We start from the raw sequence: 14,453 nt of genomic DNA, 5'->3' as shown, positions 1-14,453 counted from the left end.
CCTCACACCTCAGCCAGATTGCCCTTGGTTTCCAGCCATTCCTTGCGGTCGCCGGCGCGCTTTTTCGACAGCAGCATGTCGAGGATTTCGTGGGTTTCCACATCCTCGCTGATCGACAGCTGCACCAGCCGCCGGGTGTCCGGTGACATGGTGGTTTCACGCAGTTGCAGCGGGTTCATTTCACCCAGGCCCTTGAAGCGCGTGACCTGTGGGCGCACCCGCTTGCGGTCGGCGGCGAGTCGGTCAAGGATCGACTGGCGCTCACCATCGTCGAGCGCATAAAACACGTCCTTGCCGGCGTCGATGCGGAACAGCGGCGGCATCGCCACAAACACATGCCCGCCCCGCACCAGCGACGGGAAATGGCGCACGAACAGCGCGCACAGCAAGGTGGCAATGTGCAGGCCGTCGGAGTCAGCATCGGCGAGGATGCAGACCTTGCCGTAGCGCAGCCCGGACAGGTCATCCAGCCCCGGCTCGATACCCAGCGCCACGGCGATATCGTGAATCTCCTGGCTGGCCAGCACTTCACTGGAATCCACTTCCCAGGAGTTCAGAATCTTGCCACGCAGCGGCATGATCGCCTGGAACTCACGGCTGCGAGCCTGTTTCGCAGAACCGCCGGCGGAGTCACCTTCCACCAGAAACAGCTCGGTGATCGCCACATCATCGCTGGCGCAGTCGGCCAACTTGCCCGGCAGCGCCGGCCCGGCGGTGACCTTTTTGCGCGCGACTTTCTTCGACGCCCGCAGCCGGCGCTGAGCGTGGCTGATGCACAGCTCCGCCAGCCGACCGGCTTCATCGGTGTGCTGGTTCAGCCACAGGCTGAACGCGTCCTTCACCACCCCGGATACGAAACCTGCGGTGGCACGGGAACTGAGCCGCTCTTTGGTCTGGCCGGCAAACTGCGGATCGAGCATCTTCACGCTCAGCACATAGCTGGCGCGGTCCCAGATGTCTTCCGGCGACAGCTTCACGCCGCGCGGCAGCAAGTTGCGGAATTCGCAGTACTCACGCAGCGCATCCAGCAGGCCGGTGCGCAGCCCATTAACGTGGGTACCGCCCTGCGGCGTGGGGATCAGGTTGACGTAGGATTCGGTGACCAAGTCACCGCCTTCCGGCATCCACAGCACCGCCCAATCCACTGCTTCATGCTCCGCCGCCAGCGCGCCGGTGAAAGGCGACTCCGGCAGCTTTTCCCAACCGCGGGTGGCGTCGTCAAGGTATTCCACCAGGCCATCGGCGTACTGCCAGGTTTCGTTGTCACCGGTGTTTTCATCTTCCAGGATGACTTCTAAACCCGGGCACAGCACCGCCTTGGCACGCAGCAAGTGACGCAGGCTGCGCACCGAGATGCGCGGCGAATCAAAGTATTTCTCGTCCGGCCAGAAGCGCACCTGGGTGCCGGTGTTGCGGCGGCCGCAGCTGTCCACCACCTCCAGCGACTCGACTTTCAAGCCGTGCTCGAACGCCATGCGGTGCACTTGGGCATCGCGGCGCACGGTGACTTCCAGCCGCTTCGACAGCGCGTTCACCACCGACACGCCCACGCCGTGCAGACCGCCGGAGAACTGGTAGCTGTTGTTGGAAAATTTGCCGCCGGAATGCAGCGTGGTGAGGATCACCTCCACACCGGGCAGGCCCATTTGCGGGTGCAGGTCCACCGGCATGCCGCGGCCGTCATCCTCCACCGACACCGAGCCGTCCTTGTAGAGCACCACTTTCACCCGCCGCGCATGACCGGCCAGCGCTTCATCGACACTGTTGTCGATGACTTCCTGAGCCAGATGGTTGGGGCGGGTGGTGTCGGTGTACATGCCCGGCCGTTTCTTGACCGGGTCCAGGCCGCTGAGGACCTCGATGTTCTCTGCTGTGTAGTGTTCGGTACTCATGGTCTCTCAAGCCAGGCCAATGCCGCAGAAGTGCAACACTAGCGGAATGAACGCCTCGAAGTCATCAAAGCCATGACTGCCTCCGAGGCCTTTATAGAGATGGCAATCCGCATACAGCGACCAGGCATCCTGCCAGTCCAGCGTTTCGTCACCGGTTTGCAGCATCACCAGCAGCTTGTCCACCGGCAACCGCTCGGCGGCGTCGTAATGGCGCAGCTGGTCGACCCAGGCAGCGTCATAATGGTCCGGTTCGCCGCTGTGGTAGTGGGTGATGGGACCGACTTGGTCTGCCAGCCGCTGCCACGGTCTCACTGCCGGATTGATCAGCACCGCCGGTGCGCCGTGGCGGGCGGCCAGCCAGGTGGCATAGAAACCGCCCAGCGACGAACCCACCAACGCCACCGGCCCGGCGCCGGCAATGATCTGTTCCAGCTGTGCCATGGCGCGGCGCGGCTCCAGCGCCAGCTGCGGCACCAGCAATCGATCCGCCGCACCGCGCGCGGCAAACCAGCGTTGCAGGCACTGCGCTTTATGCGACGCCGGAGAACTGCGGAAACCGTGGATGTACAACAGTGAAGGGGTCGACGACATGGGACCGATCTCCTGACTCAGCCACTGGGAGGCGCTTCCCGCGCCACGCCGCCGGCCGGCGACGCGCCCCAGTATAGCCGCAACCGCCGACCGCGGATTCAGTGCCGAGGAGTCAGTAGCCGGTGACTGTCAGATCCGGTGCAAAGTCGATGTCATCCACCCGTGATACGCCGCTGTCGATCGCGCCATCGGCGTGCAGGTCGAACCAACGGTAACCGGGCCCGCAATCGTCCAGCGCGAAATCAGCGCTACCGGGCTTGAACTGCACACAGGTGGACGGCGTGCTGTACAGCTTGATGCCGTCGCGCTCGCCTTCAAACGCCTGGTGTACATGGCCCCAGACCACCGCCCGCACCGCTGGGAAGCGGCGCAGCAGCGCAAAAAAGCCTTGCGGATCAGCAATCTGCTGGGCATCCAGCCAAGCACTGCCCATTGGTACTGGATGGTGGTGCAGACACACCATTACATGGGCGGTGCGAGCAGCGCTGAGCGCCTGCTCCAAAAACGCCATGTCAGCACCGGACAAATCGCCGGGCACTTCATCCGGCACCGAGGAGTCGAGCAGCACAAAGGTCCAGTCGCCTAATTCAGTGACGCAAGGACTGAGGCGGGAACAGTCGCCATCCAGCGCCGCCACCAGCGGTGCCGAAATATCATGATTGCCTTCCAGCCAGTACACCGGCATCGGCAGCGCCGCCATCATGTCGATCAAGCGGCGGTAGGAGCGTTCGGAACCGTCCTGGGACAGATCCCCGGTGGCCAACACCAACTGACAATCTGGCTGCTCGCGACGCACGCGCGCCAGCACCATTTCCAGACTGTATTGGGTATCAACACCCAGCAGGCGCGTGCCGGGATCGGCAAACAGGTGGCAATCGGTCAGCTGCACTACCCGCAGTGGCGGTGCAGGGGTCGGGGGGATCACGGTGTCGCGGCTCCTTTCGGTGTTGCGCTCCGGTGCCAGAAGCACCGCTGTTCCTTATAAACCACGCCACGGCTGCGACACAGCGACCGGCGCACAGTTGGTATCAGCTTTCCCGACCAGCGGCAGAGGCGGCCGGTGGCTGCGGCCACACCGGACGCTGCAACGCACCCTGCGCCAACACATGGCGCAACCAGTCGCTGAGGAAACGGTTCCACTGCAACTTCTCGTCGCGCTGATGCATGGCGCTGTTGGGATAATCGTGCCGTGCTGGCACCTGCCGGTAGGGCGCCACCGCCACCACTTCAGCGCTGCGCGCATCGTGGTAAAGGCGCACATCCAAGCGCGCACTGGGCATCAGTGCGTGCTGCCGGTCTTGCTCCAACGCCAGCAAGGTGGTGTAGGGACTGCGCTCCAACACCCGGATCACGACCCGGCCAGCGCCCGGCTCGCCGAGCGCCAACGACAGGGAGTCGTCATCGCCGAGCAGCGCCTGAATGCGGGTCAAGTAGGCATAGTTGGTTTCGCACTGCGTCATCAACTCACGCAGATTGACGCGGTAGCGGCGCAGGGCGCGAGGTGAACGGGCCTGAGTCACGCGCTACTCCCACAGAACCGCGCACGCAGGGCAACGTGGTGCAACTGCAGCCACAACAGCGCGATCATGCTGGCGGCATTATCGATCTCGCCGGCATCCAGCCGCGCGGCGGCTTCGGCCAGCGGCATCTTCACCGCACGGATGTCCTCGTGTTCGTTGGCAACGCCAAACACACCGCCGGCACCGGCCAAGCTCACCGGCGCCAAAAACAAATGCAGCCGCTCATCACTGCCGCCGGGGCTAGGCAGGTAACTCGGCAGCGGCAGCAGCTGGTCAAGCACCAGCCCCGCTTCTTCCGCAGTCTCCCGGCGCGCCACCTGCTCCAGTGTTTCATCGTCCCGGTCGACGATGCCGGCGATGATCTCCAGACACCAAGGCGTGCCGCGCCCGGCCAGCGCGCCGACCCGAAACTGCTCCACAAGCAGCACCTCATCGGTGTGCGGGTCCCACGCCAACACGCCCACGGCGGGCTGGCGCATGAACAGTTCGCGGGTCATCGGGCCAAGCCAGCCGCCGTCGAAACGGCGGTGGCGCAGGGTCAATACATCGACCCGGAAAAAGCCCTGGAAGGCGGTGTCGCGCTGCAGCAGTTCCACATCCTGTGGTCCCAGCGTGTGGCGCGGCGCCGGAGCCTTCATATCAGGACTTGGCCTCGTGGTAGAGGCGGCTGCCGGTGTCGCGGAACTCGGCCGATTTCTCCTCCATCCCCTCCATGGCGGCGGCGTAATCACGCACCTCCTGGGTGATCTTCATGGAGCAGAATTTCGGCCCGCACATGGAGCAGAAATGCGCCACCTTGTGCGCCTGTTTAGGCATCGTCTCATCGTGGAAAGCACGCGCCCGATCCGGGTCCAGCGACAGATTGAACTGGTCTTCCCAGCGGAATTCGAAGCGTGCCTTGGACAGCGCGTTATCACGCAACTGGGCGCCCGGGTGCCCTTTGGCCAGATCCGACGCGTGGGCGGCGATCTTGTAGGCAATGATGCCTTCTTTCACGTCCTCACGGTTGGGCAGACCAAGGTGCTCTTTGGGCGTCACGTAGCACAGCATGGCGGTGCCAAACCAACCGATCATGGCGGCGCCGATGGCGCTGGACAGGTGGTCGTAGCCCGGTGAAATGTCAGTGATCAACGGACCGAGGGTGTAGAACGGCGCTTCATGGCACCACTTCAGCTGCTCGTCCATGTTGGCCTTGATCATGTGCATCGGCACGTGGCCAGGGCCTTCAATCATCACCTGCACGTCGTGTTTCCAGGCAATCTGCGTCAGCTCGCCGAGGGTGCGCAATTCAGAGAACTGCGCTTCGTCGTTGGCATCAGCGATGCAACCCGGGCGCAGACCATCGCCAAGACTGAAGGTCACGTCGTAGGCCTTCATGATCTGGCAGATGTCTTCGAAGTGGGTGTAGAGGAAGTTTTCCTGGTGATGCGCCAGGCACCACTTAGCCATGATCGAGCCGCCACGGGACACAATGCCGGTAACGCGCTTAGCGGTCATCGGCACATAACGCAGCAGCACCCCAGCGTGGATGGTGAAATAATCCACGCCCTGCTCGGCCTGCTCGATCAAGGTGTCGCGGAAGATTTCCCAAGTCAGGTCCTCGGCGATGCCGTTGACCTTCTCCAGTGCTTGGTAGATCGGCACGGTACCGATCGGCACCGGGCTGTTGCGCAGGATCCACTCGCGGGTCTCGTGAATGTTCTGGCCAGTGGACAGATCCATCACGGTGTCACCGCCCCAGCGGGTGGCCCAGGTCATCTTCGCCACTTCCTCTTCAATCGAGGAGGTCACCGCCGAGTTACCGATGTTGGCGTTGATCTTGGTGAGGAAGTTGCGGCCGATGATCATCGGCTCGCTTTCCGGGTGGTTGATGTTGGCCGGAATCACCGCGCGGCCACGCGCCACTTCATCACGCACGAACTCCGGCGTGATCTCCGCCGGAATGGCAGCGCCGAACGGTTGACCGGGATGCTGCTCCACCGGCAACCCCGCCGCGCGCATGGCGGCCAGATTCTGGTTCTCGCGGATGGCGATGTATTCCATTTCCGGCGTAATGATGCCTTGGCGGGCGTAATGCATCTGTGTGACATTGCGCTCAGCGCGCGCTTTCAGCGGCTGGCGCACGTTCGGGAAGCGCAGGCCGGCAGTGGCCACGTCGCTAGCACGGCGGCGGCCGTACTCGGAGCTCAGGTCAGGCAGCTGTTCGGTGTCGCCGCGCTCGCTGATCCAGGCGGCACGAATCGGCGCCAGCCCAGCGCGAATGTCGATCTTGGCATCTGGGTCGGTATAGGCACCGGAGGTGTCATACACCGCCAGCGGCGGGTTCTCCTCAGTACGGCCGTCCGCCAGCATGGTCGGGGTTTGGGCAATCTCACGCATCGGCACCCGTAGATCCGGTCGGCTGCCGGTGATGTAAATCTTACGGGAGCCGGAAATCGGCTCGCAGGCTTCGTCAATGGCGCGGGAAGGGGCGCTCAGGTAATCATCCGGCACAGCGTTCTCCAAGTAGCGCCCGGCGTCAGGACTGCCGGGAATGAGGGGGTGAGATCCGCGGCTTGCACGCACGTCCTTGGCCACTTTGCACGGACTCGACCGGTTCCAGAAAGTGGCTCACTATACGCCAGCGGCGCGCGCCGGCTCAACCGAACTGCAGCGGTAAAAAGCCCGGAAACCCAGTGCTTTTCATGGATTTACCGACACCTTTCCAGTCTTTAAGGGCCGTTTGCGAACCGGATTCGGAAAAACGTGTCATTGCGAGCCGCTTCTCATTACTATTGGGCCTTCGTGAAAAACGGGAACCTTACCGATGTTCAAGCTGAAGACTGCGATTGCTGCAGGCGTAGCGCTGCTCACCGGCGCTTTGCAGCCTGCCTACTCCGCCACCCTGGCGGAGGTTCTCGAGGCCGCTTGGCAGGCCGATTCAGAGTGGAATGCCGCGTTGCGCACTTGGGAAGCCGACCAGCAGTTGGAAAATCAGGGCCGCGCCGCCCTGCTGCCGAACGTCAACGCCTCCTACTCCTGGCTCAAGAATGATCTGGAAGTGCGCACCGGCGCCAAAGGCGATCACGACTATGAGTCGCAGACGCTGACCCTGTCGCTGGTGCAGCCGCTGTTCCAGCCGCAGGCCTGGTACGGCTACAAGCAATTGAAAGCCACCACTTCCGTGGCCGCCGCCAACTTCGCCAGTGCCCGCCAAGACTTCCTGCTGCGGGTGTCGAACCAGTACTTCGGTGTGCTGCGTGGCTGGGAAGACCTGACCACCTTGCGCGCCCAAGAACGCGCCATCGGCCGCCAGCTGGAACAGACCCGCGAGCGCTACGACGTGGGTCTGGTGGCTCAGACCGATGTGCTCGAAGCACAGGCCGCATACGATCTGACCCAGTCCGACCGCATCCTCGCCGAGGCGCAGTTTGAAATCGCCCGCGACCGTCTGGAGGCGCTGACCAACCGCAATTGGGACAGCCTCGCCAAACTGCAGGACGACCTGCCGCTGGACGGCCCACTGCCGGCCAAGTCCGAGGAATGGGTGGAACTGGCCCGCGCCCGCAACCCGCAACTGCTGATGGCGCTGTACCAGAGCGAAGTGCAGCAGAACAACGCACGCGTGCAGGCCTGGGCCCACAGCCCGACGGTGGATTTCGTTGCCCAGCACCAGCGTTACCGCGATGACGACGACACCCTGCAGCCGACGCCGCCGAACACCCGCAATACCGCTTACGGTGTGGAAGTGAAGCTGCCGCTGTTCCAAGGCGGTGCCGTGGCCAGCCGCCGCAAACAGGCGGCGCTGCAATACGAAGCCAGCCAAGAAACCTACCAGCGCACCTGGCGCGATGTGGGCCAACAGGCACTGAGCAGCTTCCGCGTAGTGCACGCTAACGCGTTGCGCATCAAAGCCCGCGAGCAGGCGATCCGCTCCGCGCAATCAGCACTGGAAGCGACCCAGGCCGGTTACGATGTCGGCACGCGCAACATCGTTGACGTGCTCAACGCCCAGCGCACGCTGTTCTCCGCGCAGCGCGATTACGCCACCACCCGCTACGACTACATCACCGAGAGCCTGACGCTGAAAGCTGTGGCCGGGGTGCTGAGCGAAGACGATCTGCAGCAGGTGGATCAGTGGCTGTCACGCAACGATGAAGTCACGCTGGACGATGTGGTAAACGACCAAGACGCCTAAGCGCTCGGTTGGCACCATCAAAAAAGCCACCGCAAGGTGGCTTTTTTATTGCCTGCGCCAGAGCGCGGCGTCCCTGCCGGCTTAGCGGTCAGGCTTTGGCGGCTTGCTGCGCCAGTGCGGCAGTATCCACCCGCACGAAGATCGAATCGGCACTGACCGTGAGCACATCGCCGGCCCACACTTCACATATCACCCGCGACTTGCGGGCCACTTCACCTTCTACCCAGGCTTTCAGCGTCAGCTCTACACCCATCGGTGTCGGCTTGCGATAACTCACGCCCAAGTGGCCGGTGACGCAATCAATTTTTGGCAACGTGCCCGGTTCGCGACCTTCAGCGCGGTAGTGAAACGCCATGGCGGCCCAGTTCGAATGGCAGTCCACCAGCATGGCGATATAGCCGCCGTAGACCAGCCCCGGCCAACCGACGAACTCCGGGTTGGACGGCATGCGTGCGATCACTTGCTCACCGGCATCGTCCCAGTAACTCTTAATATGCAGACCGGATGGGTGCGTGCTGCCACAACCGTAGCAGGTGCCCTCCGGGGCGGCCCGATCCTGCAAGGCCAGCGTTGGGTCGGACATCGTGGTCCTCCTTTGTCATTGGAATCAGTGCACGGCCGACGACCCCGCCGCCTGACCGCCCGCCTCATGATGAACAGCGCCGGAAGCAGGTCAAGCCGGAGATGTAAGCAAGCTAGCGGGGCAGCCGAGGCGCTGCGGGGAAGGTGCATTACAGGCGGTTCAGTCAGCGCCGCCTTAGCGATCGCTGAAGCAATCCCACCGCTAGCAAAAGCGGCTGCCGGCAGCTGCGGTGCAACGCCTCGCCTGCTGGTGGCTTGCTAGGCTGCGGCTTGATGGCGGCACGGCTTCATGGTTCCGCTGCTGCGCGGACTTGTTGCTCCGTTGCTTCGTTGCTTCGTTGCTTCGGTGCTTCGGCGGTTTGTTGCTTCACCGCCCCGCTGCCCCGTTAACCCAACGACCCAACCGTCAGCGCGGCCAGTCACGCTCCACTGTCTCCAACACTCGCTCCAAAGCACCCGCGTGTTCCGCCACCACCGCTTGGGCGGCCGCCCCCAGCGCCTCGCGCAGCGCCGGGCAGTTGAACAGCTCCACCAGAGTGGCGGCGAGACTGTCAGCGTCGGTCACGGTTTTCAGCGCACCGGCTTGCTCCAGCAGGGCAGCAATATGCTCGAAGTTGAAACGATGCGGCCCGCTCAATACCGGCTGCCCCCAGGCGGCCGGCTCCAGCAGGTTGTGGCCGCCCCGTGGCACCAGTGAACCGGCCACCAGCGTGACCGCCGCCGCACCGACCAGCATTAGCAGCTCGCCCATAGTGTCGCCGAGGTAAACCGCCGTATCAGCGATGATCGCCTGCTGCTGACTGCGACGCGCCAACGTCAACCCGCTGTCACGCACCTGTCCGGCCACCTCGTCAAACCGCTCTGGATGGCGCGGCACCAGAATCAGCAACGCCTGTGGCTGCGTTTGCCGCAGCTGCTGGTGGGCAGCAAGGATCGGCGCATCCTCGCCGGGGTGGGTGCTGGCCGCCAGCCACACCGGCCGCGCGCCAATTTCAGCACGCAGCGCCGCGGCAGCCTGCTGCCTTGCTGTGCCGAGGTCGATATCGAACTTCACCGAGCCGGTGACCTGAAGTTGCTCCGGCCGCGCGCCCAAGGCCGCAAAGCGTTCGGCTTCCACCGCGGTTTGCACCATCAGCCCGGTAAAGCATTGCAGCATCGGCCGCACCAGCGCCGACACCCGCCCATAACCGCGCGCGCTGCGCGCCGACAGACGGCCGTTTACCAACCACAGCGGAATACCGCGTTTAGCGGCCACCGCCGCCAGATTCGGCCACAGCTCGGTCTCGAGGATCAGAATCAACTGTGGATCGAACGCATCCATGAAGCGCCCCATGGCCGACGGCGTATCCCAAGGGCAATAAACGTGGTGCACACGATCGCCGAACAGCGCACGCACCTGGTCGGAACCGGTGGGTGTGGTGGTGGTGACCACCAGCGGTGTCTGCGGATGGCGCTCCAACAGCACTCGGATCATCGGCGCAGCGGCCAAGGTTTCGCCCACGGAGACGGCGTGGATCCAGACGCTGCGCCGACTACGTTGGCCGAGCCCGCGCGCAAGACGCTCGCGCCACCGGCCACGGTAAGCCGGTGCACGCCGGCCACGCCACCACAGGCGTACAAAAAGCAGGGGGGTAAGGGCATACCAGAGGGCGCTGTAAAGCCACAAAGCCATGTTCGATTCCGTCGCCGAAGGGGCAGCGCTGCTCGCCGCAAAGGGGGCCTATGCTACCATAGCGCCCGCGCTGGCCCGACCCGCGCCTTCTGCCGATGATCAAGGATTGTCCATGTCCGACTCCCGCTCCGACACCCTCTCTCTGCCCGTGGATGTGGCCGTTATTGGCGGCGGCATCAGCGGCCTGTGGCTGGCCAACCGCCTGCATCGCGCCGGCTATTCCTGCGTGCTGCTGGAAGCGCGGGAGCTGGGCGAAGTGCAGACCCTGCACAGCCAAGGGATCATCCACGGCGGTCTGAAATATGCGCTCGGCGGCGCCCTGTCGAGCGAGTCCGAAGCGATCGCCGGCATGCCCGACCGCTGGCGACAGCTGTTGGCCGGCGAGGGCGAAGTGGACCTGCGCGGCGTCAGCGTGTTGTCGCAAACCCAGCACCTGTGGTCGGCCGGCTCGCTGGCCTCACGCTTTACCACTTTCTTTGCCAGCCGCATGTTGCGTGGCCGCATCGATAAACTGGCGTTTGCTGACTACCCCGCGGCACTACAGGACCGCCGTTTCCGCGGCGCGGTGTACCGCTTGGATGATCTAGTGGTGGACACCGACAGCCTGGTCAGCACCCTTGCAGCACCGATTCAACCGCACTGTCTGCAGGTTCAGGTCAGCGCCGATCAACTGCATTGGCATGAACAGGGACTGGCGGCGATCACCCTGCCCGGCGTTACCCTGCAACCGCGCCGCGCGATTCTGGCCGCCGGTGCCGGCAATGCGGCACTGCTGGATGATGCCCGCCGCGCGGGCCTGTCGCCGCTGCCGGACACTCAGCTGCGGCCACTGCAAATGGTTATGGTCGCGCACGCACAGCCGCTGCCGCTATATGCCCATTGCATCGGCGCCAGCAACAAGCCACGCCTGACTGTCACCTCCCATCCGCTGCCGGATGGGCGCATGGTCTGGTATCTCGGTGGCGATCTGGCCGAGCGCGGCGTGGGCCTGTCCGCCGAGGCGTTGCTGGCTGATGCGCGCCAGGAGTTGGCAACGCTGTTCCCGTGGTTGGATTTCAGCACCGCCGAGTGGGCGACCACCGCCGTCGAGCGCGCCGAACCGCGGCAAGGCAGCCTCGCCAAGCCCGACAATGCCTTTGCCGAAGCCCAGCAGAACCTGATCGTGGCGTGGCCCACCAAACTGACATTGGCGCCGGACCTCGGCGATCGCGTCGCCGCGCTGCTGTCAGCGCAGGGCTTTGTGCCGCAGCACCCGCAGCCGACGCTGCCGGACGATCTGCCTCGCGCCCACCCCGGCCGCGCACCTTGGATGACTGCTTTTGGAGACCGGCATGACTGACTTCATCCGCCCGCTGGGCGACACCGGCCTGCAGGTCAGCGCCCTGGGCCTCGGCACCGTCAAAATCGGCCGCAATCAAGGGGTGAAATATCCACAAGCTTTTGAGTTGCCAGATGATAACGCTGTACGTGATTTGCTAGCGCTGGCACAGGACCTCGGCATCAACTTGCTCGACACCGCACCCGCCTATGGCCGCAGCGAAGAGCGCCTGGGCCAGCTGCTGAGCAATCGTCAGCAGTGGGTGATCGTATCGAAAGTGGGTGAAGAGTTTGAAAATGGCGACAGCCATTTTGACTTCTCCCCAGCCCATACCCGGCGCAGCGTGGAACGCAGCCTGATGCGTCTGGGCACGGACTATCTTGATCTGGTGCTGGTGCATTCCGACGGCAACGATCTGGACTGTTTAGAAGCACTGGATACGCTGCAACAGCTTAAGCGCGACGGCCTGGTACGTGCGGTGGGCATGTCCACTAAGACAGTGGCCGGTGGTCTGGCCGCGCTGGAGCACGGTGATGTGGCCATGGTCACCTACCACCTCGGCTACGAGGATGAGCGCCCGGTGATCGATGCCGCTGCTCGCGCCAACAAGGGCATTTTGATCAAGAAAGCGTTTGCCAGCGGACATCTGCCGGCGGATGTATGCGACCCGGTGCAAGCCAGCCTAGATCTGGTGCTCGGCACTGCCGGGGTCACCAGCATCATTGCCGGCACTCTGAATCCGGGACATCTGCGCGAAAATGTGGAGAAAGCACGCAAAGCTCTGGCGGGCTGATGCGCTTTCGACTGACATATAAAGGGCGTTTGACACGCCCTTCTTTATTGGACTGATCGAGTACTGACGACGGCTTCACGCATTAGACATGGCGCGCAACCCATCCAAAAAATCATTTTTTTGAAAAAATAATTTCAACACAACTCATCAATCACGGAATTTATTTTTCCTTCCGGTTGAAGACCATTCGGGCACGGAGTGTCGATTGGGCGTCTGCCTTAAGCTCCGAACTGACATCGTATGCCGGCACATCAGCGCACTGCGTGGGCAACTCGTTCTCTGAACACCCTTCCACGCATTAGTGCGGTTCCTGCTGCCAATTTCCGCTACTGCCCCAACAGCGACCGCAGCACTCCTCACCCGGCGGCATCCAGCCACTGAATCAGCGCCCCAGCTCAGGTGCCGCAGAACGTCCGCATTACCTGCTGCCCCGGTGCTGCGGGTTGCGCCAGGTCCGCATATTCCGGCTGCACGTCGTAGGGACGCTGCAGCACCTTATTGAGACGGTGAAACAGCGTCAGATCATCACGCTTCTCTGCATCCGCCAGCGCCGCCTGCACCCAGTGGTTGCGGGGAATGAACAGCGGATTAACCGCATCCATGGCGGCAGCAATGCCGTCCGCGGGGCGGGTCTCCAGAGCCAGCCGCTGGCGCCAATCCGCCAGCCATGCGCGCGCGGATTGCGGTGATGCTGACAGCGACAGCCAGGCGGCATCACCATCACTACTGCGGGCACAGTCAGACAGCAGTCGGCATGCCAGAGTGAAGTCCATGGCACCGTGTTCCAGCACCGACAGGAACTGATCGATCAACGCACCATCTTGCTGCTGAGCGGACTGCAAACCGAGCTTGGCACGCCACTGCCGTAGCCGTTGCTGCTCGTAATCGCCGGCAAAAGCACTGATGCAATCGGTGGCCATCGCCACCGCCCGCTCGCTGTCGGCCGCCAACAGCGGCAGCACCGCTTCCGCCAAGCGCGCCAGATTCCACTGCGCCATGCCCGGCTGATTGCCGTAGGCATAGCGACCGCGCTCATCAATGGCGCTGAATCGGGCGCGCGGTTGGTATTGCTCAAGGAAGGCACAGGGGCCGTAGTCGATGGTGTCGCCGGACACTAGGGTGTTGTCGGTGTTCATAACACCGTGCACGAAACCCACCGCCAGCCACTGCGCCACTCGTTCCGCCTGACGCGCGGCCACCGCTTGCAGCCACGCCAGATAACGCTCGGCCACCGGCAGCGCAGCCAGCGCCGGATCGTGGCGGGCGATGGCTTCGTCAACCAGTGCCTGCACCGCCTCGGTATCGTTACGCGCGGCGAAGTATTCCAGTGAACCGACGCGGATGTGGCTGTCCGCCACCCGCATCATCACCGCACCGGGATGGCTACGCTCGCGGCGTACGCGCTCGCCGGTGGCCACCGCCGCCAGCGCACGGGTAGTGGGGATCCCCAATGCATGCATCGCCTCACTGACCAAATACTCCCGCAGTACCGGACCGATCGGCGAGCGCCCATCACCGCCACGGGAGTACGGCGTGCGGCCCGCGCCTTTCCATTGCAGATCACGGATACGGCCGTTGCGGTCACGCACCTCGCCCAGCAATAGCGCCCGGCCATCACCCAACTGCGGATTGAAGTGGCCGAATTGATGGCCGGCATAGACCAGTGCCCGCGGCTCCGCGTGCGGCGGCCACTCATTGCCCGCCCACAGGCCGGCGAACTGTTCCGGCGTGGCCAGCAATTCGCCGGCAATGCCTAGCTCCTCCGCCAGCGGGCGGTTGAAGGCCAACAGCTTGGGCGCTGCCACCGGCGTTGGTGCTTGCAGCTGGGAGCAGCGCTCAGGCAGTTGGCGGTAGCGATGGAGGAAGTCGGGGAACATGGCGAGGCTCCGGGGCATGCGGGGCCTCACC

General features: G+C 63.8%; 12 protein-coding genes. 3 read left to right on the top strand and 9 right to left on the bottom strand.

The annotated features are described in order from the left end of the window. Positions 1 to 2: 2 nt before the first annotated feature. The 6 genes from parE to thiC form a co-directional block, all read right to left on the bottom strand. On the bottom strand, positions 3 to 1,892 hold the full coding sequence (gene parE / locus AB5I84_RS02240) for a DNA topoisomerase IV subunit B (protein WP_369454201.1): 1,890 nt from the start codon (positions 1,890 to 1,892) through the stop codon (positions 3 to 5). Between the two features lie 6 nt (positions 1,893 to 1,898). Then, positions 1,899 to 2,483 carry a YqiA/YcfP family alpha/beta fold hydrolase gene (locus AB5I84_RS02235; protein WP_369454200.1) on the bottom strand — a complete coding sequence of 195 codons (585 nt, stop codon included), beginning with the start codon at positions 2,481 to 2,483 and terminating at the stop codon, positions 1,899 to 1,901. A 112-nt stretch (positions 2,484 to 2,595) separates the two neighbouring features. Next, positions 2,596 to 3,408, bottom strand: coding sequence for a 3',5'-cyclic-AMP phosphodiesterase (gene cpdA / locus AB5I84_RS02230; protein WP_369454199.1), 813 nt, complete (start codon positions 3,406 to 3,408; stop codon positions 2,596 to 2,598). Positions 3,409 to 3,511: 103 nt separating this feature from the next. Then, positions 3,512 to 4,003 carry a DUF1249 domain-containing protein gene (locus AB5I84_RS02225; protein ID WP_369454198.1) on the bottom strand — a complete coding sequence of 164 codons (492 nt, stop codon included), beginning with the start codon at positions 4,001 to 4,003 and terminating at the stop codon, positions 3,512 to 3,514. Further along, entirely contained in the window at positions 4,000 to 4,641 is a 642-nt protein-coding gene (locus AB5I84_RS02220) for an NUDIX domain-containing protein (RefSeq protein ID WP_369454197.1), read from the bottom strand. The genes AB5I84_RS02225 and AB5I84_RS02220 overlap by 4 nt, the downstream gene beginning before the upstream one ends. A gap of 1 nt (position 4,642) precedes the next feature. Next, on the bottom strand, positions 4,643 to 6,496 hold the full coding sequence (gene thiC, locus AB5I84_RS02215; RefSeq protein ID WP_439650178.1) for a phosphomethylpyrimidine synthase ThiC: 1,854 nt from the start codon (positions 6,494 to 6,496) through the stop codon (positions 4,643 to 4,645). Between the two features lie 313 nt (positions 6,497 to 6,809). On the opposite strand from thiC, the gene AB5I84_RS02210 reads away from it, so the two are divergent. Continuing rightward, on the top strand, positions 6,810 to 8,180 hold the full coding sequence (locus AB5I84_RS02210; protein ID WP_369454196.1) for a TolC family outer membrane protein: 1,371 nt from the start codon (positions 6,810 to 6,812) through the stop codon (positions 8,178 to 8,180). Positions 8,181 to 8,268: 88 nt separating this feature from the next. Here the strand turns inward: AB5I84_RS02210 and AB5I84_RS02205 are convergent, their stop codons facing one another. Together AB5I84_RS02205 and waaA are read right to left on the bottom strand one after the other, a co-directional pair. Beyond that, positions 8,269 to 8,763 carry a PaaI family thioesterase gene (locus tag AB5I84_RS02205; protein ID WP_369454195.1) on the bottom strand — a complete coding sequence of 165 codons (495 nt, stop codon included), beginning with the start codon at positions 8,761 to 8,763 and terminating at the stop codon, positions 8,269 to 8,271. Between the two features lie 405 nt (positions 8,764 to 9,168). After that, complete coding sequence (waaA, locus tag AB5I84_RS02200) at positions 9,169 to 10,434, bottom strand: lipid IV(A) 3-deoxy-D-manno-octulosonic acid transferase (RefSeq protein ID WP_369454194.1); 1,266 nt, start codon at positions 10,432 to 10,434, stop codon at positions 9,169 to 9,171. A 112-nt stretch (positions 10,435 to 10,546) separates the two neighbouring features. On the opposite strand from waaA, the gene AB5I84_RS02195 reads away from it, so the two are divergent. Together AB5I84_RS02195 and AB5I84_RS02190 are read left to right on the top strand one after the other, a co-directional pair. Then, a complete protein-coding gene (locus tag AB5I84_RS02195) occupies positions 10,547 to 11,773 on the top strand; it encodes an FAD-dependent oxidoreductase (protein ID WP_369454193.1) in 1,227 nt (408 codons plus the stop codon). After that, positions 11,766 to 12,545, top strand: coding sequence for an aldo/keto reductase (locus AB5I84_RS02190; RefSeq protein WP_369454192.1), 780 nt, complete (start codon positions 11,766 to 11,768; stop codon positions 12,543 to 12,545). The genes AB5I84_RS02195 and AB5I84_RS02190 overlap by 8 nt, the downstream gene beginning before the upstream one ends. A gap of 395 nt (positions 12,546 to 12,940) precedes the next feature. On the opposite strand, the gene AB5I84_RS02185 is transcribed toward AB5I84_RS02190, so the two are convergent. Further along, entirely contained in the window at positions 12,941 to 14,440 is a 1,500-nt protein-coding gene (locus tag AB5I84_RS02185) for a protein adenylyltransferase SelO (RefSeq protein WP_369454191.1), read from the bottom strand. Positions 14,441 to 14,453: the final 13 nt, after the last annotated feature.

Source organism: Alcanivorax sp. REN37, from assembly GCF_041102775.1.
Classification (GTDB): domain Bacteria; phylum Pseudomonadota; class Gammaproteobacteria; order Pseudomonadales; family Alcanivoracaceae; genus Isoalcanivorax; species Isoalcanivorax beigongshangi.
This window is presented reverse-complemented; position numbering and strand designations above follow the sequence as displayed.

Coding starts and splice junctions, on each gene's coding strand:
- AB5I84_RS02235 (WP_369454200.1), bottom strand. CDS start 2,483: ATGTCGTCGACCCCTTCACTGTTGTACATCCACGGTTTCCGCAGTTCT.
- AB5I84_RS02195 (WP_369454193.1), top strand. CDS start 10,547: ATGTCCGACTCCCGCTCCGACACCCTCTCTCTGCCCGTGGATGTGGCC.
- AB5I84_RS02190 (WP_369454192.1), top strand. CDS start 11,766: ATGACTGACTTCATCCGCCCGCTGGGCGACACCGGCCTGCAGGTCAGC.
- AB5I84_RS02220 (WP_369454197.1), bottom strand. CDS start 4,641: ATGAAGGCTCCGGCGCCGCGCCACACGCTGGGACCACAGGATGTGGAA.
- parE (WP_369454201.1), bottom strand. CDS start 1,892: ATGAGTACCGAACACTACACAGCAGAGAACATCGAGGTCCTCAGCGGC.
- AB5I84_RS02205 (WP_369454195.1), bottom strand. CDS start 8,763: ATGTCCGACCCAACGCTGGCCTTGCAGGATCGGGCCGCCCCGGAGGGC.
- AB5I84_RS02210 (WP_369454196.1), top strand. CDS start 6,810: ATGTTCAAGCTGAAGACTGCGATTGCTGCAGGCGTAGCGCTGCTCACC.
- waaA (WP_369454194.1), bottom strand. CDS start 10,434: ATGGCTTTGTGGCTTTACAGCGCCCTCTGGTATGCCCTTACCCCCCTG.
- AB5I84_RS02185 (WP_369454191.1), bottom strand. CDS start 14,440: ATGCCCCGGAGCCTCGCCATGTTCCCCGACTTCCTCCATCGCTACCGC.